The following is a 21265-nucleotide window of genomic DNA, read 5'->3' as shown; positions in this document are numbered from 1 at the left end:
GCCCGATCGGCCAAACGGCGCGATCGAACGTGCGGAATACCGCTAAGGTGGGCTGGGGCAACGCCCCAGTCCCGGTCTGTGGAGGTGATCCAGCCGCAGATTCCCCTACGGCTACCTTGTTACGACTTAAGCCCCCTTGCGGAGCCCAGATTCGACCTCGGAATCGAGGCCTCATCCGGACCCCACTCGGGTGCTTTGACGGGCGGTGTGTGCAAGGAGCAGGGACGTATTCACCGCGCCCTTCTGAGGCGCGATTACTACCGAATCCAGCTTCATGAGGACGAGTTTCAGTCCTCAATCCGAACTACGACCGAGTTTCGGAGATTAGCGTCCCCTTTCGGGGTTGCATCCCACTGTCTCGGCCATTGTAGCCCGCGTGTCGCCCAGCACATTCGGGGCATACTGACCTACCGTTGCCCGTTCCTTCCTCCAGTTTGGCACTGGCAGTCCTCCTAATGTACCCAACTACCACAAGGGTATTGCTGGCAATTAGGAGTGCGGGTCTCGCTCGTTGCCTGACTTAACAGGACGCCTCACGGTACGAGCTGACGGCGGCCATGCACCTCCTCTCAATGGCTCCAGTAAGGTCATCAACCTGACCTTCACTGCACATTGTCGATGCTGGTGAGATGTCCGGCGTTGAGTCCAATTAAACCGCAGGCTCCTCCGGTTGTAGTGCTCCCCCGCCAATTCCTTTAAGTTTCATCCTTGCGGACGTACTTCCCAGGCGGTCTGCTTCACGGCTTCCCTACGGCACACCACAGGCTCGTAGCCTGTGGCACACCTAGCAGACATCGTTTACAGCTCGGACTACCCGGGTATCTAATCCGGTTCGTGACCCGAGCTTTCGTCCCTCACCGTCGGATCCGTCTTTCCAGAGCGCTTTCGCCACCGGTGGTCCGTCCAGGATTACGGGATTTCACTCCTACCCCAGACGTACCCTCTGGATCTTCCGGTCCCAAGCCACACAGTTTCCACCGGACGCCCGCGCGTTGAGCGCGCGGATTTCCCGATAGACTTGCGTGGCCAGCTACGGACGCTTTAGGCCCAATAAGAGCGGTCATCACTCGTGCTGCCGGTATTACCGCGGCGGCTGGCACCGGTCTTGCCCAGCACTTATTCTACTACCACCTTACGGTAGTGAAAAGCGAGGACTATATGCCCTCGCACTTGGAGTCCCCTTATCGCACTTTCGTGCAGTGTAAAGGTTTCGCGCCTGCTGCGCCCCGTAGGGCCCGGTATCTTGTCTCAGATACCGTCTCCGGGCTCTTGCTCTCACAACCCGTACCGATTATGGGCACGGTGGGCCGTTACCCCACCGTCTACCTAATCGGCCGCAGCCACATCCTATGGCGCCGGAGCGTTTCTGACTCTCGCCACTTCCAGGCTGAGAGCCGTATTCCGGATTAGCCTCAGTTTCCCGAGGTTGTCCGGATCCATAGGGTAGTTTGGCCACGTGTTACTGAGCTATCTGCTACGAGTCTAAACTCGTGCAACTAGCATGGCTAAATCGGACTCCAATAGCAATGACCTCCGGCAGGATCAACCGGAATGAAATGCTCTTCCCCAGCAAAACTGGGGGAGTTGGCGGTGAATGTAAATACACTCACACATGGGTCCACACGTTCGGTGACACGATCGAACGACCGATCGGGCGTCACCGAACTACCAAGGCTAACATCAGATCCCATCTATACGGCGGACCGCAGGGGTAGGATCCTCATTTCCTTCGGACGTGTTCATAAGCCATCGGGGGTACATAACCCCTTCGGACCTGAACCGTCCGAGACGAGATGACGGACCGAATTGAACGGCCCGTCGATCACGCGTTCTTCGCGTTTACACCCAACCACCCTGAGATATATAAGGGCGTCGGATCGCGTCCACGCCGGAAATCATAGCCGGCGTGGGTGTGTGCGATCACAACTGAATGCCCTGCCACATATAAGGCAACCGGATCGTCACGATCGGAAACCGATCGTGACACAGCCGGTATGCCCGAGCTGTGACAGTCGTCGAACTGAATCAACGACCGTCTCGAGAGTGGGGGTATAATCCTGCCTCCGTGCCGGGAAACGGCCGGAGGGGACGTGGCGCGTGGGCCACGTCGTTCGCATTCATATCGAGTGCTGGGTGTATATATAAGGCCGTCGTCTCGAGGGATCACTGAACGACGTTGGACAGTCACAAGATGCGATACCTCGAGCCGCTCAAGTCGAAACGAGACAGGAAACGAAAACTATCGGCGGTCAGGCTGATTCGAACGCGAGAGGCCGAGGACGCGGCTGAGGAATGCTCGAGTAACGCGGAATCCAGCGTGGAGGCTCTCACGGAGGACCGGCGCGCCGTCGGCGAGCCACACCAGCAACACCACGCCGGCGAGACCGAACTGGAACAACAGATACGTCGAGAGGTCGCCGGCGAGTACAGCGCTCCAGTAGCGGTCGAAGAAGTAGAAGAACCCCTCGAGGAGGCCCGGCCCGGGTGGTTGTCCCTCAACTGGTGCGATCGGCCAGAGCATGAGCTCGACCTGGAAGACGCCCTGTCGGAACACGGAGTCGATGATATCCGCGGGAAGATGGGACAGATAGCCGAGTCCGAACGCGAGTCCAACGCCTGGGCGCGTGGCCGCGTGTGCAATCGATCCGATGAGTATCGCTAGTGGCACTGCAAAGAAGATCGAGTGGCCAATGGCGTAGCCGCTGTCGAACACGCCGAACTCCCAGGCGAGTGGCTTGTCGATCAGATCCGGGAGGACTGACGCGAACACGACTGCGAACGCCTCGAGTCCAGTCGGTGACTTCCGAAAGGCGATGTGACAGCACAGCGAGTAGGCGAGGTAGGCGACGATTGCGTGTTCCCACGGCCACATAGGACGGTGGTGTGGTGGGTGATGAATAGTTATGCAGCGCTTTTTTGCCTCGAAGTGACGGGTCGTTCACTCGGGAGTGCAGTAGTCACGTCACTATCTGTGATGCGTTGAGAGCGGTAATAGTGTATTACCGGTCACGGACACCGCGATGGACGGTGACCGACGACGTCCGGCCCATCGGTGTTCGTGGATAAATATCAGAAAATAATTTTCACCGTCGATCATGGCGTGAACGTCGTCCAGTATGCGGTATTCCTAGCGTGGTGTTCGGTCGCTACCACGCGGTGGGCTATCGAAGATCACCAGTATAAGTGATTTCGAACTCACAGGTATATCCCCGTGGTCGACCTAGAACGATTGTGACCGAGTACGCTATCGAGGCTCGCGACGTGGCGGTGACATACGCGGACGGGACCGAAGCGGTCCGCGGTGTCGATCTCCTCGTAGAGACTGGGGAGTTCTTCGGCTTTCTGGGGCCCAACGGCGCAGGGAAGACGACACTGATCAAGACGCTGGTAACGCTGTTGCGCCCGACCGATGGCACGGTGACGGTCAACGGGTTCGACACCGTCGCAGAGCCCCAGAGCGTGCGCGCGACTGTCGGGTACATGGCACAGGAAACGAGCATCGACCCCGAGTTGACGGCTCGAGAAAACCTCCGGTTTGCGTGTGACGCCTACGGCGTGTCACGGGCCAAGCGGGGCGACCGGATCGACGAGTTACTCGAACTCGTCGAGCTGACCGACGTCGCGGACAAGGTCGCCGACGATTTCTCCGGCGGGATGAAAAAGCGGTTGGACGCGGCGACGGCGCTGGTCCACCGGCCGCCGCTCGTGTTCCTCGACGAGCCAACGACCGGACTCGATCCGGCAGCGCGAAATCGGCTCTGGGAGTACTTCCAGCGGATCAACGACGAGGGAACGACGGTCTTTCTGACGACACAGTATCTCGAGGAGGCCGACCAACTGTGCGACCGGCTGTCGGTCATTCAGGACGGCGCGGTCGTCGCGGACGGGACACCCGAGACGCTGAAACGGCGTGTTGGGGGCGAGATCCTCGCTGTCGAACTAGCAGAGCCCGCCGAAAGCGAGCGCGCGGTGGCGGTCGCCCGCGACGAATCGCTGTTCGCAGAGGGGGCGACGATCGAGCCGACCGAATCGGGGTTGGCGGTGACAGCGCGCGACGCGCGAACGCGCGGAACAGATCTGTTGGTCGCGCTGCGGGACGCCGACATCGGCGTGGTCGGGTTCGACGTTCGCGCGCCGACGCTCGACGACGTGTTCCTCGCGGTGACTGGGGAGCGAACCGAAGCGGCCGCAGCTGACGGGAGCGATGTGCAAGCCGAGGCAGTCAGTAACGGCGGTGACGCGAGAGAAACGACGGTGACAGACGACGGCGAAACGGGGGCCGCCGCGGACGCAAACGGGGTAAGCCGATGAGTGTCCAGACCGGCGACCGCTACGGCGGGACCTTCGCGAGGGACGTGTGGACCACGTTCGTCCGGTGGACGATCAAATCGGTGCGGAACCCGTTCGTCCTCGTCGTCTCACTCGTCCAGCCGATCATCTTCCTCGTATTGTTCACGCAGGTGTTCGGCGGCGTTGCGACGAGTGCACTCGAGGGAGTTACCTACGAGACGTATCTCGTGCCGGCGATCGTGATCCAGGTCGCGCTGGTAGCGGCGGCGACGTCGGGGATCGGGCTGGTCAACGACATCGAGAACGGCATGTTCGAGAAGACGCTGGTGAGTCCGATGAACCGTGTCGCCGTCTTCGTCGGCAAGACGCTGGCCGAGGTCGTCCGTATCATCGCACAGGTGACGATCGTGCTCAGTCTGGGCGTGGTACTGGGTGCCGAAATCGCGACCGGGCTGGTTGGGGCCGTCGCGATCGCGGGTATCTGCGTCCTGTTTTCGATCTGGTTCACCGCGTTCTCGAACGTACTCGCCGTGGTGACCCGCGACGAGGAGTCGACGATTATCGGAGCGAACCTGCTCCAGTTGCCCTTGCTGTTCGTCTCGAGCGCGTTCCTCCCATTGGCGGCGCTCCCGACGTGGATCCAGACGGTCGCGACGTTCAATCCGATCACGTACGGCGTCGACGCCACCCGTGCGGTGATGCTCGGCGAGGACACGATGACGGTGATCGAAGTCACCCGCTTTGGGGGGATGTGGGAGACGCTCGTGCCGGCGCTGGCCGTCCTCGTCGCGCTCGCGCTCGCGTTCGGGTCGGTCGCGATCTACGCGATCAGCCGTGCTGCCAGCGCCGACGTTCAGTGACGGCTGTTGCCGCGCTCGCCGCCGTAGACCCAACCGACAGCATTTAGCGATCCCAGGCGTACGGCTCGCCATGGATCAGTCGGGATTCGTCAAACTCTCGCTTATCGGATTTGCGCTCGTGATCGTGAGTTTCGTCATCCGCGGGCTGAGCCGGATCGTCCTCGAGGTGGCGGTTGCGGATCTCATCCAGGCACCGCTAGCGATCGTCGGCTTCGGGCTGCTCGTCTATCTGTTCGTCAGGGCGACCCTCGACTTCGTGGGCCTCTGGCCGATCGAACGCGGAGAGACATGAGCGGAAGGAAACCGTTTTTCGCCCGCCGTCCGAACCCAGAGGCATGACAATCGACGTGCAGGCGATTTCTGACCTCGGGCCGGACGATCGCGCTGCCTTCTTCGAGCGCGACGCTGGCATCGAGGCGGTCAGGGGAGACGTTCGCGACATCGTCGACCGGGTCCGCACCGAAGGTGACGTCGCCGTCCGCGAGTTCACGAGCGAGTTCGACGGTATCGAAGTCGGCAACGTAGAGATTACCGACGAGTGCGAGCGGGCCGCTGACGAGGTCGACGACGGCATCCGCAATGCGATCGAGACGGCCGTGGCGAACGTCCGCGAGTTCCACGAGGCGCAACTCCCCGACGACTGGCAACGAGAGTTCAGCGAGGGACGGACGCTCGGGCGGCGCTTTCGCTCGCTCGAGCGCGTCGGCGTCTACGTCCCCGGCGGCTCGGCAGCGTATCCCTCGAGTGCGATCATGGGGATCGTCCCGGCGGTCGTCGCCGGCGTCGACCATGTGTCGGTCGTCACGCCGCCGGCAGACGAGTTGAACCCGGTGACGTTGGCGGCGATCCACATCGCGGGCGCGGACGCGGTCTACAGCGTCGGCGGCGCACAGGCGATCGCGGGGCTAGCCTATGGAACGGAGACGATCACCAACGTTCAGAAGATCGTCGGACCCGGCAATAAGTGGGTCACCGCGGCCAAAGCCGAGGTCCGGGGCGACGTCGAGATCGACTTCCTTGCGGGCCCAAGCGAAGTCGTCGTGGTAGCAGACGAGAGCGCAGACCCAGCGCTCGTCGCCGCGGAGCTGGTCGCTCAGGCTGAACACGATCCGAACGCCTCGGTCGTGGCCGTCACGGACGACGAGGCGACCGCCGACGCCGTGGCTGTGGCTGTCGACGAACAGGTCGGCGACCGCGAGCGCGAAGAGATCATCCGGGAGGCGCTCGCGAACGATGCGAGTGGGGTCCTCCACGCACGCTCGATGAGCGAGGCGATCCTCTTTACGGAGGCGTACGCCCCCGAACACCTCTCGATCATCGCCGATGACGACGAGTCGATCTTAGAGCGCATCGACAGCGCAGGCAGCGTCTTCCTCGGGCCAAACACGCCTGTCGCAGCGGGTGACTACGCCAGCGGCACGAACCACGTCCTGCCGACCAACGGTGGGGCGCGCGTAGCCGGCGGCCTCTCGGTCGAGACATTCCTTCGGTCGACGACGGTCCAGCGCCTCTCCGCGGACGGCTTGGCCGACCTCGGTGAGACGATCACCACTCTCGCCGACGCGGAAGGGCTCGAGGCCCACGCCGCGAGCGTCCGGCTCCGGCTGGACGACGAGACCGACCGCTAACGGGTGGTAATCCGCGATTGAGCGGCTGGAAATAGGTTACGGAAGCGCATATCGGTTTTACGTAGCTGGAACACGGAGTAAGCAGTGAGATGGAACCGCGTGTCGATCCGATGGACGGGCGCGTCCTCGAGCGCAACTACGATTACGCACAGCGGAACGTGCGGCTCCTCTCGATGTGGTACGACTGCGAACTCGAACGGATGCTCGAGCTGCTGGCAGAACACGATATCGAGCTGTCGCGAAACGATCGGCGGCAGTTCGGTGCCTGGTACCGGTTGCTGCGGTAACGCTCGAGGTGTTGTCGGTAACCACTGCGCGTCGCGGCACGCCCGATCGAACGACAGAGCTGTGAGCCGTGTGAAGCGGGCATCGGGGCGAGACAGCGACGTAACCGAATTAGGCTAGTACATCTGTCTACTGAGGGCGTCACAGTTAACATCGTTGCGCCGGAATGGGATGGTATGAGCACGGACAGTATGGACGGCGGGGAGGCTGACACGCGTCCGAAGATCGAAGTGACCGAAGACGCGGCCGAGCAGGCCATTTCGCTGCTCGAGGGAGAGGGCCTCGACGTCTCGGAGGCGGGCCTCCGGCTGTTCGTCCAGCAGGGAGGCTGTGCCGGCCTCTCGTACGGGATGCGCTTTGACGATGCACCCGACGAGGACGATACGGTATACGAACACCACGACCTGCGCGTGTTCGTCGATCCAGCGAGCCTGAAGTACATCGAGGGAAGCGTCCTCGACTACGAAAGCGGGCTGCAGGCCGAAGGATTCCACGTCGACAATCCAAACGTCGTCAGCGAGTGTGGCTGTGGCGAATCGTTCCGAACGTAATCGATCCCGTTCTCGTTTCTGAGCGGTCACGGCTCCGATCTCCGTTCATCTCACGAGCCAGGGCTGCTGTGAAAAAGGAGTGGCAACCGACGAGCGGCTGATCGACTTCCTACCGGTTTGGTGGCCGTCGGGTTACTCCTCGAGTTCGAACGCGACGGTGACTTCGGCTTGGTACTCCCGGTTGTCGACACTTGCGACCTCGACGCCGAGTTCGTCGACTTCGATCCAGTGAACGTTCTGAAGTGTCTCTTCTGCGCGGTCGATTGCGTCGTCGGCTGCTGCATCGAAGCTGTCAGGACTGGTTCCGATGAGCGTGATTTTTTTGAAGACCATCGCCCATGTCACTACACCACAACCCGACGTAAAACTGCGCGTCGTTTTCGGGTCGGAAGGGAACGCGTGATGTCGCCTACTCGGTTCGGGCCTCGAGACGGTCACGAATCGCGCCGGAGACATCCGCGAGGTAGGCACCACCCCATAGCGCGACGATCAGTCCGCCGATCGAATTAAACACGAGGTCGAGCATCGTATCCGAGAGCCCGTACTGCGTGAGGACGGCGTCGATCCCGAACGCGTCGGCTGACAGCGCGATCGCGAACTCGAGGATTTCCCAGAGGACGCCGAACGCGAGGACGAACAACAGGATGAAGACGGCGACGAACCGTCGGGGGAAATGAATACCGTTGGCGTGCTCGTGGAGCGCGCGGACGGTCGCATAGCCAACACCGGCGACGATCGATGCCGAAAGCGCGTGGGTCAAATGGTCCCACCACCCGAGCTGCGTGTAGAGCGTTCTGGTCGTCCCCGGAAGGCCAACGGTGCCAAACGCGTGGAGGAAGACGGCAGTGGTGATCCAGAGTGTGAGCCGCGGGTCCATCGGAATCTCGTAGTCGCGCTCGAGAATCGGCGGGAGTTGCGTGACGACAAGCGCCACTGCAGTGTTCACGACGATCCCAGCGTTGCCCCTGTCGATGCCGATGAACAGCATTCCGACTAACCCGAGTTCCATGAGATACGTCAGTTGGCGCTGGCGCTCCCGGGATGGCAACACACTGGAGAGGCTACGCATCGTCACCTCTCGCGATGGGTGTGTCGTCCGGTGGACTGCAGTGTTCGGACCGGCCGAGTCGCCGGAAGTAGAGTTCGAAGACGACGCCAGCCCCGAAGCCGCCGATGGCCGAATAGACGAACTCCCACATAATGTCGTCGTGATCGGGTAGAAACGGGACGCCGAGCATACCGGCGAGACTCCACCGGAAGAGCGCCCAGAGAGCGGCAGCGGCCATCGTCGTGATGACGACGAAAATAACAGCAAAACTGGACGTCATCTGCACGGACGTAAACGTCTGGAGTTCGACAGCGAGAACGAGTGCAATCGCCGCCACGGAGAGATACGAGGTGACGTGCCCAGTCATTTCGATGTCGAGGCCAGCATCGAAGATCGGGAGCGCCGCCAGCAACAACACTTCCCACGGAAGCATGACCTGTGGCGACTGGAGGGCAAGCGGCGGGAACAGTGCAAGGACCACGAGCGCCACTGCAAACGTCGTCCAGAGGATGCTCCCGGTCACCAGCGCGCCGATGCCGACGGCCGCGATTGCACTAACCAATCCCCACGCGATCGCTGCGTTGGTTCGGCCGTCCGCGATCAGGTCCTCGAGAGAAGCCTGCGACACACTGGATCGTACTGACCGTTCTCACAAAAACGTAGTCGTCGCGCAGTGACTCGTCATGAACGTATCACGCCGGCACGACAAGCAGGTAGACGGTAGCGTACGCGGCCAATGCGATGGCCACAGCTGCGACCGTCGTGAGCGCCGTCTCGAGTATGGCCTCCCGAGACGGAAGCCACCGATCTCTCGTGTCGAACGGCGTCAGCCAGTCGGGATCCTGGACGACGCCACAGAGGAGGCCGACGCCGAGGATGGAGAAGACGAAGTGATAGGAGACCTCGAGTGTTGGCGGCGTCACGGCGAGTGCGGCGACGCCGTAGACAGCGCCGACGGCGGCCCGGCGGTCGACGGACGCGAGGATCGATCGATTAGAGACCCGATACACGACCGCGATCGCGAACGCGATCGTGGCGAGTTCGACCGCGAACGCACCGAGTAAATGCAGCGTCGGATCCGGATGAAGAACGACGCGTGACTCGAGAAGTGGCGATCCAACAGGGAACAACCAGTCGGGTGGCGAGCCAGTCACGAGATCGCCCCACGGATGCGACCAGAGCCCCCAAAGTGCAGCGAGGGCGACCGTCGTCGGTGGCAGCGCCGACAACCGGGCGATCCCGCGGGAGACGAGGATTCCACTGGCCACGAACAGTACCATCACGAACGCAGCGAGTGGGCCGTCCCAGATCAGCGCGACCGCGACGAGCGCCACGAGAATGGCGATCCCGGCGAGATGGCTGGCGTGCGAGCGCGCCGAGCGCCCGCGGACGGCGAGCAGCCCGAACGCCGGCGCGGCGACCGCCCCGACGACCAACGAGTGCGTGACCGAGCGATGGACGGCCCGGCTTGCGCCCCAGAACGCCGCTGGGGCCCCGAGATCGCCGCCGAGAGCTTGCCACTCGAGCAGGCCGACGAGCGCGTACGCGACGTCGATGTCCGGAATCGCGGCGAACGTACCTGCGACGGCTCCGACGAGCAGGGCCGGCCGACGATCCCATCCCCGCCAGTCCGCGACCAGCGCCGCGACGGCGAACGCGAGCAGGGCGTGCCCGACGAACATGGATATATCGGGTATGTGGCGGGTCATCTTAAGCGCCTCGTAGCTATGTCAACACCCACCACAGGTTCCGCGAAGCGTCTGCAAGCGGCGTATCCAAACGCCGGCTGTCGTTCGCCGCTGTCGGTAGGTCTTTGCAAGTGGCCGGCGAGCACACGCCCATGGCTCAGCAACCGTCGACCGAGGCGACTCGCGCGCCATCCGTTGGCGAACTCACACCACCGGATCGCACCCTGATGGGGCCCGGACCGAGCGACGTCAATCCACGTGTGCTGCGGGCAATGAGCACGCCGCTCGTGGGACACCTCGATCCCTCCTTCATCGAGATTATGAACGAGGTCCAGGAACTGTTGCGCTATACCTTCCGGACGGACAACCAGTGGACGATTCCGGTTTCGGGGACCGGCTCGGCCGCGATGGAGGCCGCGATCGGCAACGTCGTCGAACCCGGCGATACGATGCTCGTCCCGACCAACGGCTACTTCGGCGGCCGGATGGCCACGATGGCCCAGCGGGCCGGCGGCGAGGTCGTCGAAGTCGATGCGCCGTGGGGCGAACCCCTCGAGCCTGACGTGGTCGCGGACGCACTGGCCGAACACGACCCCGATATCTTCGGGTTCGTCCACGCCGAGACGAGTACGGGCGTGCTTCAGCCAGATGTCTCCGAGCTGACGGCCGCAGCCCACGACCACGACGCGCTCGTGATCGCCGACACCGTCACGTCGCTTGGCGGCGTCGAACTGCGCGTCGACGAGTGGGACATCGACGTGGCCTACTCTGGTCCACAGAAGTGTCTCTCCTGTCCGCCGGGTGCGAGCCCGCTGACGCTCTCGGACGAGGCGATGGAGAAAGTCCTCTCGCGCGAGGAAGATCCCCGCTCGTGGTATCTCGATCTCTCCTTGCTCGAGGGCTACTGGGGCGACGAGCGCTCCTATCATCACACCGCGCCGATCACGAACGTCTACGCGATCCGGGAGGCCCTGCGGCTCGTCGCCGAGGAGGGGATCGAAAATCGCTGGGCACGCCACGAACGGCTCGCCGGCGCGCTCAAAGCCGGCGTCGAGGCGATGGGCCTCGAGATGAACGCCCCCGACGAGTACTGGCTCCCGAGTCTGAACGCCGTCCGCGTCCCCGACGGCATCGACGACGGCGCGGTCTGTGACGCCTTACTCGAGCAGTACGATCTCGAGATCGCCGGCGGCTTGGGCGATCTCGCCGGCGAGATCTTCCGGATCGGCTGTATGGGCTACTCCGCACGTCCCGAGAACGTCATCTACGTCGTGACGGCGCTGGGTGACGTCTTGGAGTCGATGGGCGCGGACGTCGAGCCGGGCGAAGCCGTGACTGCGACGCGACGCGCGCTGAAAGAATAGGGAGTCGACTGCGGTATTCTGCCGTTTCTATGCCGATGCTCGGGGTCCTGGGGGCGCTCGTTCGACCTGATAGTCTTCTCCGTCGACGACGATAATGGCCCACTCGTAGCTCGGATTCGTCCGTTCGAGCCGTGTCTCGAGGTCGTCGGCGTCCCCCGGTTCGGCGACGAAACAGTGGAACTGTCCCGACGACGCGGACGGAAGCTCTCCCGTCTCGAGAACGGTGTTTACGTGAACGACTTTCCACGCACGTTCAGCGCGGAATTCGGGGCCGTTGCCTTCGACGGTGTAACCCAACTCTGCGAAGATCGACCTGGCCTGCTCGACGAGTCGCATGTTAACAGGACCCATTCGATACCATCTATGAGACCATCCCTCATAAATGTTAGTACGTGACAAAGATTCGCCGTATCACTGCGCGTCTTCGAAGCAACCTGCAATAGTTTCGATCATCTGTATTATGTGAATGGGAATTGCGACTAGTAACAAGGAGCGGTCGGCTGCCAACAGCGAGGCCACGACGAAACGCTGGCAGCACGACCGATACCCACGAGAGCGGCGGGCATACCGTTACTCGTGGGCGGCGTCCCACTCGGTCGGTTTGCGGAAGTTCCCACACCGGTTGCACTTGATCCGGCCCATCGCGTCCATCGCGGTATCGAGGGACTCGCAGTTCGTACAGAACCAGCCATAGCGGCGCTCGGCGTCGCTGGACTCATAGACGACGAGAAACGGCCCTTTCGATCCCTTGTCGCCCTCCGTCTCCGAGATGTAGACGGTATCACCGTCGTCGGTCGACCAAGCTTGCATGCCCAGCGATAACGTCGCTTCCGATAAATGACTGTCTGTCCGGCATAGGTAGGCCGACACGCGGCGAACAGCTCCCACGACCGCGGTCCGCAGTCGTGTCATAACTACCCACCCGTGACAGGTTCACAAGGATGACAGTCCGTACTGAAAGGTTTACCCGCGCGGAAATCGTCCGGTTGGCTAATGTCGCTGGTCGTCGTTCCCGTTCGGTACCCGTTGTCGAAGCACTCGCGGCGAACGCTCGAGCGGGCAATCGAGATCGCCCGGTCGCGAGATGCAGCGCTGACGGTGCTGCACGTGAACCTCTACCAGAACGGGAAGAAAGTGACGCGGGTCGATCTGAAAAATGCCGTCGAGAAGGCGTTCGGTCGGATCGAACGGGCTCGATATGTCGTCCGGACCGGCTTTCTCGTCGAAGAAAGTATCCTCGACGAGGTCGCCGCCGAGGGTGCCGACGTCGTCGTGATCGGCTCCAAACAGGCGAGTCGGCTCCGACGGATCTTCCAGCGATTTACCGACAATCCGGACATCGAACAGTATCTGCGACGCCACCTCGACTGTGAGGTCATCACGGTCGAAAGCGCACGCGCCTAAGCGGTGCCAGCAGACGGGCTCGGATTACTCGTGGGCTCCCGCGTTCCGAACGACGAACACCGGGATCGAAGCGTTGTCGACGACCCGCTCCGAAACGCTGCCCAGTGACGTGACCTTCTCGCGTGGACTCTTCCCCCGCGTCCCGATGACGATCAGGTCGATTTCCTGTTCGTCGGCGTACTCGAGGATCGTTTTCGACGGCGTCCCGTGTTGGACGTCACTGACCGTCTCGAGGCCCTCGTCGGCTGCTCGCTCTTCGACGTCGGCGACAGCCGCCTGTCCTTCGGCCTGGAGCGAGCGCTCGAGGTCCGTGCTGGTCTCGTCGTCGGCGGCGGCGGTGATCCGGCTGTCGACGACGTACAGCGCATGCACCGTCGCGTCGTTGTCGGCGGCGATCGAAAGCCCGTGGGTGAGTGTCTCGGAAATCGTGTCGCTTCCGTCCGTGGGAATCAGAATATCGTCGTACATCTCTCGGTCAGGTTCCGAATTGGGCCGGCCCCAGTATAAATTACACCCACGCTACGAGTCGCTGGGAGCATCTCGACCGATTCAGGCAGGTCATCTCGTGGACGAAACCGTCACCGATCCGCTGGATCCGCGGGACTCTCGCTTGGCTCGACAGGCGAGTCGGTCGTCGGTCGCTCGAAGCCCGACTCGTCGACAGCCAACCGGGCGACGCCGCTGGTCTCGTCGAAGACGTGGTGACGGCGCGGGTAGGCGAACTCGACATCGAGTTCCGCGAATCGGTCGCCGATTGCCTCCTGGACCGCCGACCGGATGATCGGCTGTTTGTAGGGGTGTTCCATCCAGAAGAAGAGCTCGAGGACGATCCCGTGATCGCCGTACGTTTTGATGTTGCATTTGGGTGCCGCAGCGTACCGGGCACTGCCGATTCGGATGTCTGGTCCCCCGGCGATGACGTCATCGACGGACCGGGCAGCCCGTTCGGCGGCCCGACGCGCCGCCTCGAGATCACTGTCGTAGGTAATCTCGAGGGTCAGTGAGACCCGCGTGCGCTCGTCTTCCGCGGAATAGTTGATCACGTCACGCGCGTGAATGTCGGAATTCGGAATGACGATGAAGGTATTCTGGAGGGTGAAGATCTTGGTGTATCGGATCGTGATGTCCTCGACGAACCCACGGTGACCGGCGTCGGTTACTTCGATCATGTCGCCGATCTCGTAGGGGCGGTCGGCCAACACGTAGAACCCGTTGATCAGACTGCCGACCACGGGAGCGAGGACGACCGCGATCACGGCCGAAATGACGGTCACCGAGAGGAGGATCTGCGTATTGCCAACGCCGAGGATGCTGGCAGCGATGGTGACGGTCCAGAGCAGGGCAGCGACTCTGACGCCGCTGAGAACCGATCGTGTGACGCTCGGTCGTTCGATCCGGCGGGCGACCGTCCGGCCGGCGAGACGAACGACGACTTTCGAGAGGTACCAGCCGACGGCGAGCACGACGAGTGCGAGGACGACCTCGATAACGTCCAGGGGGACCGTTCGCGGGAGCAGCTCTTGGATCGCCTCGGCTACCGAGTTCTCGGCGGTACCCTCGTTAGCCTGAAGGACCCCGCGCATGCCAACACACTCTGGCTCACTGTGGTTAAGCGTTCTGACCCTCTTTCCGAGCGACCGATCTCGAAACAACCCGATTTCGAAAATGCGTGCTACTCGATGTATAATAAATCATTTAGTCATTGGACCCGTAGCGTGAGATATGGCACCAGACGAACTTCGCTCGACGGTCGAACGCGTCGGCGACCGGTTTAATCTCGGCGAGTACGAGATCGACGCCTATCTCACCGTCTTAGAGCAAGGCCAGCTCACCGCAAGCGAGATCGCGGACCGAACGGAGATTCCCCAGCCCCGGGTGTACGACACCGTCCGCAGCCTGAGCGACCGCGGGCTGGTCGAACTGCGCGAGTCCCGCCCGATGAAAGTCGTCGCGATCGACCCTGCGGAAGCATTCGACGACGTCCAGACGTCCTTCGAGCAGATGATCGCCGACCTCGAGGCCCGCTATACCGCACCGGCCAGAGACACGGAGGCCGTCTCGCTGGTCAAATCGCGGTCGACGATCCTGCGCTACTTAGAGGAGGTCATCGACAGCGCGGAGTTCGAACTCGCACTGTCGCTGACACCGGACCTGCTGACCAGATTCGAGGCTGATCTCCGTGATGCGGTCGACGCCGGCGTGAGCGTCGACCTGATCGTGACGCCAGCCAGCGAGGCACCCGATCCGGACGCGTTCGACTACGGTGCGGTTGCATCGACCGCTCGTGCTCGTCGCGGGATCACGACGCCGGTGGTCGCTGTCGCCGACGGCAACTACTCGATGTACGCAACCCAGGATGCCCTGCGTGACGATCAGGACCGCTACGGCGTCATCTTCAACCGGTCGGCACTCGGCTTTCTCATCTCCGGGTTCTTCGGAACCGTTCTCTGGACAACTGCCGATCGAACGCTCGGCGAGGACGACACTGCACGGTCGTACCCCCGAACGTACGCCTCGATTCGCCGATGTGTGAAGGATCTGCTCGATGAAGGCGGCGAGTTCTACGCGACTATCGACGGCCGCGACGTCGAAATCGGTGGCCAGCGGATCGTCCGCGGGCAGGTTCGCGATATCTCATTCGAGGTCAGCGAGGAAGTCGCCAGCCTCACGATCGAGACTGAGGAGGGCGAGGAAGTCACCGTCGGCGGCCGCGTCGCCGCCCTCGAGGACGTCGAGGCCCACGAGATCCATATCGGCCGCGACGAACCCCCGGCGATCGAGGACGCCTGAGACGGTCTGCTGTACCGATGTCCCGGCGCACCCGCATGACGGGTCGTGGGTGCGCCGGCGCTGACTGACAATGGCCAGTATGATAACAGTACAACGAACGACGGCCCCGTCCCGATGACATGGACCGGGCCACCGTCGACTGGTCGCAGACCGTACTCGAGCGGGCACAGACTGGTGTCCGAGACGGGTCCGTTCTTGTTTGGTCCAATGATATATCCGTCGTCTGCAGGCATCTGCCGACCATCAAGCGACAATCAGTGATTGAAAGGGGCGATATCGCCATCGAACGGGAACGTACCCGTCCAACACCGCCGCATACGTTGGCCGAACCGGTGTAACCAACACGACGACTCGAAAGTCACAGTTTAGTACAGTATTTATAACTAACAACTAAGTTCGGGGCCGTCGGCGTTCTACTGGTCATGGGACGCGATACTGCCGGTCGACGCGACCGGTCGCGCCTCGAGCGACGGTCGTTTCTGAAGGCTGCATCAGTGTCGACCGCGGCCGGGGCCATGGCCGTCACCGGTTGTCTCGGGCGTGGTCGCCAGCCGGGAACGGTGGTGATGACCGCCGCCTCGGACGTCGCGGGGATCATGCACAGCGACGGCGATCAGCCGTCGATCCAGCAGGCTCTCTGGGACGCCGGTCTCGACGAAGACATCCGCGTCGAGATCCAGACCGTCGTCAGCGATTCCGCAGCACGGATGCAGACCACCCAGTCGGCACTCGAGGCGGGCCGTGCCCCACCCGACATCCACATGATGGACAGTGGCTGGACGGTTCCGTTCATCCTTCGGAATCAGACGGTCAACCTGACCGAACAACTCCCGGATGAGACGTTACAGTACGTCAACGACAACTATCTCGAGGCGAGCCTCGAGACGGCGCGCGCGCCCCAAGGCGGCGATCTCCATGCCTTACCGCTGTTTCCGGACCTCGGCTTTACCTTGTATCGGCAGGATCTCATCGAGGACGCTGGCTACGATACCGGCGGCTGGGCGACGGACCCACCGCGCTGGGAGGAGTTTTCGGCCGCGGTTCGTGACGCGAGAGATCAGGCCGGCCTCGACTACGGCTACACGACGCAGGCGGCCGCCTACGAGGGGCTGTCCTGTTGTACGTTCAACGAGGTGATGACGTCGTGGGGCGGGGCGTACTACGGCGGGGTTGACAACCTGTTTACCGCCGGTGATCGACCGATCACCAGTCGACGATCAGCAGGTCATCGACGCGATCCGGATGATGCGCTCGTTCATCGAGGGCGAAGAGGAGAACACCCTCGATGGGTACCCCCAGATCTGCCCGTCGGCGATCGTTCAGTGGACGGAACAGCAGTCGCTCAACCCGTTTGCCGGCGGCGAAGCAGTCTCGAACCGCAACTGGTCGTACGCGATCGCGGAGACAGGTACGGAGGACGCCTTCGGTGAGAATCTCGGCGTAATGACGAGGCCGTACGCGGTCTCCCAACAGGAGGCCCAGTATTCGGACGTCGGTGGGACCGCTGCGGCACTTGGCGGCTGGAACCTCGCGGTCAGCCCGTTTTCGAACCGTGAGGAGGAGGCGCTGCAGGTACTCGAGGCCTTCGCCAACAGGGAGGTCATGCTCAGCGTCTTCCGACTTGGCGGATTTCTGCCGCCGAACCTCGACCTGGTCGCGGAAGCCGATGCGAGCGACGTCGGTCCCGTCGCTCGCTACGCCGACGTGGTCAAATCGGCCAGCGAGAACGCGATTCCACGACCGGCAACCGACCTCTGGCCGGAACAGTCCGCACTGATCTATCAGGCGGTCAACGCGGCCTACCGCGGCGCGCAAGCGCCCGAGGCGGCGATGAACGACCTCGCGAACGAACTCGAGCAGAGCGAAGCGGAGGTGTCATGAATGGCAACTGAAACCGACGACGGGACGGGGACCGACACCGAACCCGTGCCCGACGGCGGAACGCTAACCGGCGGCGAGAGGGGAACGAGCCACGAACACGAGCGGACCGGGAACGCTGCCGTCAACTGGATGGAGAACCTGAGCGAAGCGGCCTACGCGTACCTGCTGTTGCTGCCGGCCTTCGCGTTGCTGACGCTGATCGCGTTCTATCCGATGATCCGGACGTTCGTCATGTCGTTGCGCGCTAACCAGACGCGAGGGTTGGACCCGCTCGGTGGCTTCGTCGGCCTCGAGAACTACATCGACATTCTCGCCGGGAACGCGCGACTTGCCAGACAGTTCCTTGACGTGGGGTTGACATCGTCGTTCCCATTTATCGAACTTGGCACGCCGCTCTTCCAACAGGCGCTGTTCGTCACGCTCGCCTTTGCGGTCATCAGCGTCGTCGTCGAGACGGTGATTGGGTTCGGGCAGGCCTACGTGCTTGATCAGGAGTTTACGGGGCGGCGCTGGGTTCGCGTGGCGATCATCCTCCCGTGGGCGGTGCCGATCGTCATTCAGGGGATGATCTTCTTCCTGCTGTTCCAGCCGACGGTCGGATTCGGCTCCGATCTCATGCAGAGTCTCGGGGTCTTCAGCGGGACGCCGCTGGCAAACAGCCAGGACGCGTTCATCATTATCCTCGTGGCCGACATCTGGAAGTCGTCGGCGTTCATGGCCCTGCTGATCCTCGCCGGGCTCCAGAGCGTCGACCGGAGTCTGTACGATGTCGCCCGCGTCGCCGGAGCCTCGCCGTGGCAGCGGTTCAAACTGATCACGCTCCCGCTCGTGATGCCGGCCCTGCTGGTCGCAATGTTGTTCCGAACGATGGACGCGATGCGGGTGTACGGCCTGATCGAGTCGACCGCCGGCTGTACGACCGTGCCGTCGCTGAGCTGTCTCGTCGTCGAGGCGATGTTCGGCGGCACGCGCATCTACGCGACGGCCGCCGCCGTGGCCTTCTCGACGGCGCTGGTCATCGGCCTGATCATCGGCGTGTACGTACTGCTCTTCCGCGACACCGAAGGAGGGATGTACTGATGACTGACCCAACCGATTCCACCGGTCCGACGACCGACACCGACTCGAGCGACACCACCACCAGCAACGATGACAGCGATGGCCAGCCGCGTGATCCCACGCTCCACCGCCCCGACGGCGGGGCGGTCCTCGAGAACGACCGCGACGCGGAGCTTGACCGCGGCCCGTTCCAGCAGTGGGTGTCCGACTCGATCTCACACCCCGAGCGGGTCTACCGGGCGATGTTCTACGTCGCGGCGATCTTCTTCCTGTTTACCACGCTGTTTCCCTTCTACTGGCTGCTCATGGTCGCGCTGACGCCGGAGGGACAGCTTCAGGACATCGTCTTCACGCCAAACGGCTTCAATCCCGGCGCGTTCGTCGAAGTCTTTCAGGTCATCCCCTTCCACATCTACATGTTCAATAGCTTCGTGATCGCGCTGGCGTCGACGGTCGTCGTCCTCGTCATCGCCAGCCTCGCGGGGTATGCCTTCGGCCGCCTCGAGTTCCCCGGTCGAACGCCACTCATGTTGCTGGTGTTGGTCATCTCGTTTTTCCCGCCAGCGGCCTTCTTCATCCCGCTGAACGACCTTTTTAACACCTCGTTTGCCATTCTCAGGCCGATCACCGGCGACGGGACACTCTACAACACGCCCTTCGCGCTGGTGACGCCGCTGTCGGCGATCTTCATGCCGCTGGCGATCTTTATCCTCACGACGTTCTACTCGCAGATCCCGGACGGGTTAGAGGACGCAGCACGCGTCGAGGGGACGACCCGACTCGGCGCGCTCTTTCGGGTCATCATCCCGCTGTCGGCACCCGGCGTCGCAACTGCCGGCGTGTTGACCTTCATCGCCGTCTACAACGAGTTCTTCTTCTCGTTCCTGATGACCGACGGCCAGCCCGAAAACTGGGCACCGATCCTCGACGGCATCCTCGCCTATCAGGGACAGTATCAGGTGTTGTACAACCTCATGGCCGCTGCGAGCATCCTCGGGGTGATCCCCGTCGCGATTCTCGTGGTCATCGCACAGGAAAAGATCGTCAGCGGACTCACCGCGGGCGCACTCAAGGAGTAACCCAATGGCACGAGTACGACTCGAACACATCACGAAACGCTACGACGACGTCACCGCGGTCGACGACGTCAGTATGGAGATCGAAGACGGCGAGTTCGTCACCTTCGTCGGCCCGTCAGGCTGTGGGAAATCGACGACGATGGAGACTGTCGCTGGACTCACACAGCCGACCGAGGGGCAGGTGTACATCGGCGACGACGACGTCACGAACCTTGCACCCAAGGATCGGGGTGTCGCGATGGTCTTCCAGAACATCGCGCTGTTCCCGCACATGGACGTCTTCGAGAACATCTCCTTTGGGCTGCGACTTCGGACGTACGACGACGAGGAGGTCCACCGTCGCGTCGAGCAGGCCGCCGACATCGTCCAACTCGAGGGGATGTTAGATCGCATGCCCGACGAACTGTCCGGTGGCCAGCGCCAGCGGGTGGCGATCGCCCGCGCGATCGTGCGCAACCCGGACGTCTTCCTGATGGACGAGCCGCTGGCGAACTTAGACGCAAAGCTGCGCGTCCACATGCGGACTGAACTCCAGCGGCTCCACCGGGAACTCGAGACGACGATCATCTACGTCACCCACGATCAGGCCGAGGCGATGACGATGTCCGACCGGATCGCCGTTCTCAACGAGGGGCGACTCCAGCAACTCGCACCGCCGCTGACCTGCTACAACGAGCCCGCAAATCGGTTCGTCGCCGGCTTCATCGGGTCACCCTCGATGAACTTCATCGAGGGCGAACTCGTCGACGGCAGCCTCGAGACGGCCAACTTCACCGTCGAACTGGATGCCGCGCGGCTGCCAAAGGTCGCGGTCGGTGACGCCGTCACGATGGGGGTCCGGCCGGAAGACGTTCATCTGACGGCGTATGCGGACTCGCTTGCCGCACCGACCGAGCCGATCGACGCCAAGACCGACGTGCTCGAGCCCATGGGCGACGAGGTGTTCGTCTACCTGCTGCTGGCCGAGGGCGCGGCAGGATCGATGGAGGAAGACCCCGCCACGTCGCCGAACCAGTTGCTAATGAGCGTCACCCCCGACACGGAAATCGAAGCGGATCAGGACGTCAACGTCGTGTTAGACCGCTCGAAGATCCACCTCTTCGATGCAGCCACCGGTGAGGCGCTAGTCCACGGTATCACCGGCCTCGAGGGCCCAGAGTCAGGCACAGCACCGACGGAAGCCGAATAGCTAGTGCTCTCGTGGCTCGACCGTCCTCGAGTGCATCACACGGCCTCTCTCATCGCTGGCGACGATCGATCGTGTGCGATCGAGAGACAAGTCAGTTCCGCTGACGATAGAAACGGTCTCCGGTGTCGGCCGGAGAAAGCGATCTTCGA

Annotated in this window: 21 protein-coding genes, 1 rRNA gene and 1 pseudogene; 13 read left to right on the top strand and 10 right to left on the bottom strand. The window is 62.6% G+C overall.

Annotated features, from left to right (window positions below):
- Positions 1-79 precede the first annotated feature (79 nt).
- Together BDK88_RS15895 and BDK88_RS15890 are read right to left on the bottom strand one after the other, a co-directional pair.
- Positions 80-1553 (bottom strand): 16S ribosomal RNA (locus BDK88_RS15895).
- Between the two features lie 686 nt (positions 1554-2239).
- The gene (locus BDK88_RS15890; RefSeq protein ID WP_130501294.1) at positions 2240-2872 is read right to left on the bottom strand and encodes a metal-dependent hydrolase; all 633 of its coding nucleotides are present in this window, start codon (positions 2870-2872) and stop codon (positions 2240-2242) included.
- Between the two features lie 359 nt (positions 2873-3231).
- Here BDK88_RS15890 and BDK88_RS15885 point away from each other — a divergent pair, with 359 nt between their 5' ends.
- The 6 genes from BDK88_RS15885 to BDK88_RS15860 all read left to right on the top strand — a co-directional run bounded on the left by BDK88_RS15885 (position 3232) and on the right by BDK88_RS15860 (position 7614).
- Positions 3232-4311, top strand: a complete 1080-nt coding sequence (locus BDK88_RS15885; protein WP_130501293.1) for an ABC transporter ATP-binding protein — start codon at positions 3232-3234, stop codon at positions 4309-4311.
- Entirely contained in the window at positions 4308-5150 is an 843-nt protein-coding gene (locus tag BDK88_RS15880; protein ID WP_130501292.1) for an ABC transporter permease, read from the top strand. The genes BDK88_RS15885 and BDK88_RS15880 overlap by 4 nt, the downstream gene beginning before the upstream one ends.
- 70 nt (positions 5151-5220) lie before the next feature.
- Positions 5221-5442, top strand: a complete 222-nt coding sequence (locus tag BDK88_RS15875) for a hypothetical protein (RefSeq protein ID WP_130501291.1) — start codon at positions 5221-5223, stop codon at positions 5440-5442.
- Positions 5443-5485: 43 nt separating this feature from the next.
- Positions 5486-6778: a histidinol dehydrogenase gene (gene hisD / locus BDK88_RS15870; protein WP_130501290.1), complete on the top strand. Its 1293-nt coding sequence runs from the start codon at positions 5486-5488 to the stop codon at positions 6776-6778.
- 89 nt (positions 6779-6867) lie between these two features.
- Complete coding sequence (locus BDK88_RS15865) at positions 6868-7065, top strand: hypothetical protein (protein ID WP_130501289.1); 198 nt, start codon at positions 6868-6870, stop codon at positions 7063-7065.
- Between the two features lie 174 nt (positions 7066-7239).
- Positions 7240-7614 carry a HesB/IscA family protein gene (locus tag BDK88_RS15860; protein ID WP_130501288.1) on the top strand — a complete coding sequence of 125 codons (375 nt, stop codon included), beginning with the start codon at positions 7240-7242 and terminating at the stop codon, positions 7612-7614.
- Between the two features lie 132 nt (positions 7615-7746).
- On the opposite strand, the gene BDK88_RS15855 is transcribed toward BDK88_RS15860, so the two are convergent.
- The 4 genes from BDK88_RS15855 to BDK88_RS15840 all read right to left on the bottom strand — a co-directional run bounded on the left by BDK88_RS15855 (position 7747) and on the right by BDK88_RS15840 (position 10344).
- A complete protein-coding gene (locus BDK88_RS15855; RefSeq protein ID WP_130501287.1) occupies positions 7747-7947 on the bottom strand; it encodes a dodecin in 201 nt (66 codons plus the stop codon).
- Between the two features lie 76 nt (positions 7948-8023).
- On the bottom strand, positions 8024-8683 hold the full coding sequence (locus BDK88_RS15850; RefSeq protein WP_130501286.1) for a hypothetical protein: 660 nt from the start codon (positions 8681-8683) through the stop codon (positions 8024-8026).
- A complete protein-coding gene (locus BDK88_RS15845; RefSeq protein ID WP_130501285.1) occupies positions 8676-9290 on the bottom strand; it encodes a hypothetical protein in 615 nt (204 codons plus the stop codon). Before BDK88_RS15845 ends, BDK88_RS15850 begins: the two co-directional genes overlap by 8 nt.
- 64 nt (positions 9291-9354) lie before the next feature.
- A complete protein-coding gene (locus tag BDK88_RS15840) occupies positions 9355-10344 on the bottom strand; it encodes a metal-dependent hydrolase (RefSeq protein WP_130501284.1) in 990 nt (329 codons plus the stop codon).
- Between the two features lie 158 nt (positions 10345-10502).
- Here BDK88_RS15840 and BDK88_RS15835 point away from each other — a divergent pair, with 158 nt between their 5' ends.
- Positions 10503-11714, top strand: coding sequence for a pyridoxal-phosphate-dependent aminotransferase family protein (locus tag BDK88_RS15835; protein ID WP_130501283.1), 1212 nt, complete (start codon positions 10503-10505; stop codon positions 11712-11714).
- 27 nt (positions 11715-11741) lie between these two features.
- Here the strand turns inward: BDK88_RS15835 and BDK88_RS15830 are convergent, their stop codons facing one another.
- Both BDK88_RS15830 and BDK88_RS15825 read right to left on the bottom strand, forming a co-directional pair.
- Positions 11742-12050, bottom strand: coding sequence for a DUF7116 family protein (locus BDK88_RS15830; protein ID WP_130501389.1), 309 nt, complete (start codon positions 12048-12050; stop codon positions 11742-11744).
- A gap of 234 nt (positions 12051-12284) precedes the next feature.
- Positions 12285-12524, bottom strand: coding sequence for a DUF5816 domain-containing protein (locus BDK88_RS15825; RefSeq protein WP_092933727.1), 240 nt, complete (start codon positions 12522-12524; stop codon positions 12285-12287).
- A 183-nt stretch (positions 12525-12707) separates the two neighbouring features.
- Between BDK88_RS15825 and BDK88_RS15820 the strand changes: the two genes are divergently transcribed.
- On the top strand, positions 12708-13118 hold the full coding sequence (locus BDK88_RS15820; RefSeq protein WP_008014462.1) for a universal stress protein: 411 nt from the start codon (positions 12708-12710) through the stop codon (positions 13116-13118).
- A 24-nt stretch (positions 13119-13142) separates the two neighbouring features.
- Here the strand turns inward: BDK88_RS15820 and BDK88_RS15815 are convergent, their stop codons facing one another.
- Both BDK88_RS15815 and BDK88_RS15810 read right to left on the bottom strand, forming a co-directional pair.
- Positions 13143-13586 carry a universal stress protein gene (locus tag BDK88_RS15815; RefSeq protein ID WP_130501282.1) on the bottom strand — a complete coding sequence of 148 codons (444 nt, stop codon included), beginning with the start codon at positions 13584-13586 and terminating at the stop codon, positions 13143-13145.
- A 110-nt stretch (positions 13587-13696) separates the two neighbouring features.
- Entirely contained in the window at positions 13697-14701 is a 1005-nt protein-coding gene (locus tag BDK88_RS15810) for a mechanosensitive ion channel family protein (protein WP_130501281.1), read from the bottom strand.
- Positions 14702-14840: 139 nt separating this feature from the next.
- Between BDK88_RS15810 and trmB the strand changes: the two genes are divergently transcribed.
- The 5 genes and pseudogenes from trmB (at position 14841) to BDK88_RS15785 (ending at position 21116) form a co-directional block, all read left to right on the top strand.
- Entirely contained in the window at positions 14841-15908 is a 1068-nt protein-coding gene (gene trmB / locus BDK88_RS15805) for an HTH-type sugar sensing transcriptional regulator TrmB (RefSeq protein WP_130501280.1), read from the top strand.
- 422 nt (positions 15909-16330) lie between these two features.
- Positions 16331-17789: pseudogene (locus BDK88_RS15800) on the top strand (extracellular solute-binding protein).
- Positions 17790-18869: a carbohydrate ABC transporter permease gene (locus tag BDK88_RS15795; protein ID WP_242611683.1), complete on the top strand. Its 1080-nt coding sequence runs from the start codon at positions 17790-17792 to the stop codon at positions 18867-18869.
- Positions 18869-19927: a carbohydrate ABC transporter permease gene (locus BDK88_RS15790; RefSeq protein WP_130501279.1), complete on the top strand. Its 1059-nt coding sequence runs from the start codon at positions 18869-18871 to the stop codon at positions 19925-19927. The genes BDK88_RS15795 and BDK88_RS15790 overlap by 1 nt, the downstream gene beginning before the upstream one ends.
- A 4-nt stretch (positions 19928-19931) precedes the next feature.
- Positions 19932-21116, top strand: coding sequence for an ABC transporter ATP-binding protein (locus tag BDK88_RS15785; RefSeq protein ID WP_130501278.1), 1185 nt, complete (start codon positions 19932-19934; stop codon positions 21114-21116).
- Positions 21117-21265: the final 149 nt, after the last annotated feature.

It is taken from the genome of Natrinema hispanicum (assembly GCF_004217335.1).
In the GTDB taxonomy this organism is placed as follows: domain Archaea; phylum Halobacteriota; class Halobacteria; order Halobacteriales; family Natrialbaceae; genus Natrinema; species Natrinema hispanicum.
Note: the sequence above shows the minus strand (reverse complement) of the source record. Positions and strands in the feature narration are given on the sequence as shown.

Bases quoted from the DNA above. Each gene is read 5' to 3' on its own strand.
- BDK88_RS15815 (WP_130501282.1), bottom strand. From the start codon at position 13,586: ATGTACGACGATATTCTGATTCCCACGGACGGAAGCGACACGATTTCC.
- BDK88_RS15860 (WP_130501288.1), top strand. From the start codon at position 7,240: ATGAGCACGGACAGTATGGACGGCGGGGAGGCTGACACGCGTCCGAAG.
- BDK88_RS15840 (WP_130501284.1), bottom strand. From the start codon at position 10,344: ATGTTCGTCGGGCACGCCCTGCTCGCGTTCGCCGTCGCGGCGCTGGTC.
- hisD (WP_130501290.1), top strand. From the start codon at position 5,486: ATGACAATCGACGTGCAGGCGATTTCTGACCTCGGGCCGGACGATCGC.
- trmB (WP_130501280.1), top strand. From the start codon at position 14,841: ATGGCACCAGACGAACTTCGCTCGACGGTCGAACGCGTCGGCGACCGG.
- BDK88_RS15865 (WP_130501289.1), top strand. From the start codon at position 6,868: ATGGAACCGCGTGTCGATCCGATGGACGGGCGCGTCCTCGAGCGCAAC.
- BDK88_RS15830 (WP_130501389.1), bottom strand. From the start codon at position 12,050: ATGCGACTCGTCGAGCAGGCCAGGTCGATCTTCGCAGAGTTGGGTTAC.
- BDK88_RS15875 (WP_130501291.1), top strand. From the start codon at position 5,221: ATGGATCAGTCGGGATTCGTCAAACTCTCGCTTATCGGATTTGCGCTC.
- BDK88_RS15850 (WP_130501286.1), bottom strand. From the start codon at position 8,683: ATGCGTAGCCTCTCCAGTGTGTTGCCATCCCGGGAGCGCCAGCGCCAA.
- BDK88_RS15835 (WP_130501283.1), top strand. From the start codon at position 10,503: ATGGCTCAGCAACCGTCGACCGAGGCGACTCGCGCGCCATCCGTTGGC.
- BDK88_RS15810 (WP_130501281.1), bottom strand. From the start codon at position 14,701: ATGCGCGGGGTCCTTCAGGCTAACGAGGGTACCGCCGAGAACTCGGTA.
- BDK88_RS15825 (WP_092933727.1), bottom strand. From the start codon at position 12,524: ATGCAAGCTTGGTCGACCGACGACGGTGATACCGTCTACATCTCGGAG.
- BDK88_RS15890 (WP_130501294.1), bottom strand. From the start codon at position 2,872: ATGTGGCCGTGGGAACACGCAATCGTCGCCTACCTCGCCTACTCGCTG.
- BDK88_RS15790 (WP_130501279.1), top strand. From the start codon at position 18,869: ATGACTGACCCAACCGATTCCACCGGTCCGACGACCGACACCGACTCG.
- BDK88_RS15785 (WP_130501278.1), top strand. From the start codon at position 19,932: ATGGCACGAGTACGACTCGAACACATCACGAAACGCTACGACGACGTC.
- BDK88_RS15820 (WP_008014462.1), top strand. From the start codon at position 12,708: ATGTCGCTGGTCGTCGTTCCCGTTCGGTACCCGTTGTCGAAGCACTCG.
- BDK88_RS15795 (WP_242611683.1), top strand. From the start codon at position 17,790: ATGGCAACTGAAACCGACGACGGGACGGGGACCGACACCGAACCCGTG.
- BDK88_RS15880 (WP_130501292.1), top strand. From the start codon at position 4,308: ATGAGTGTCCAGACCGGCGACCGCTACGGCGGGACCTTCGCGAGGGAC.
- BDK88_RS15855 (WP_130501287.1), bottom strand. From the start codon at position 7,947: ATGGTCTTCAAAAAAATCACGCTCATCGGAACCAGTCCTGACAGCTTC.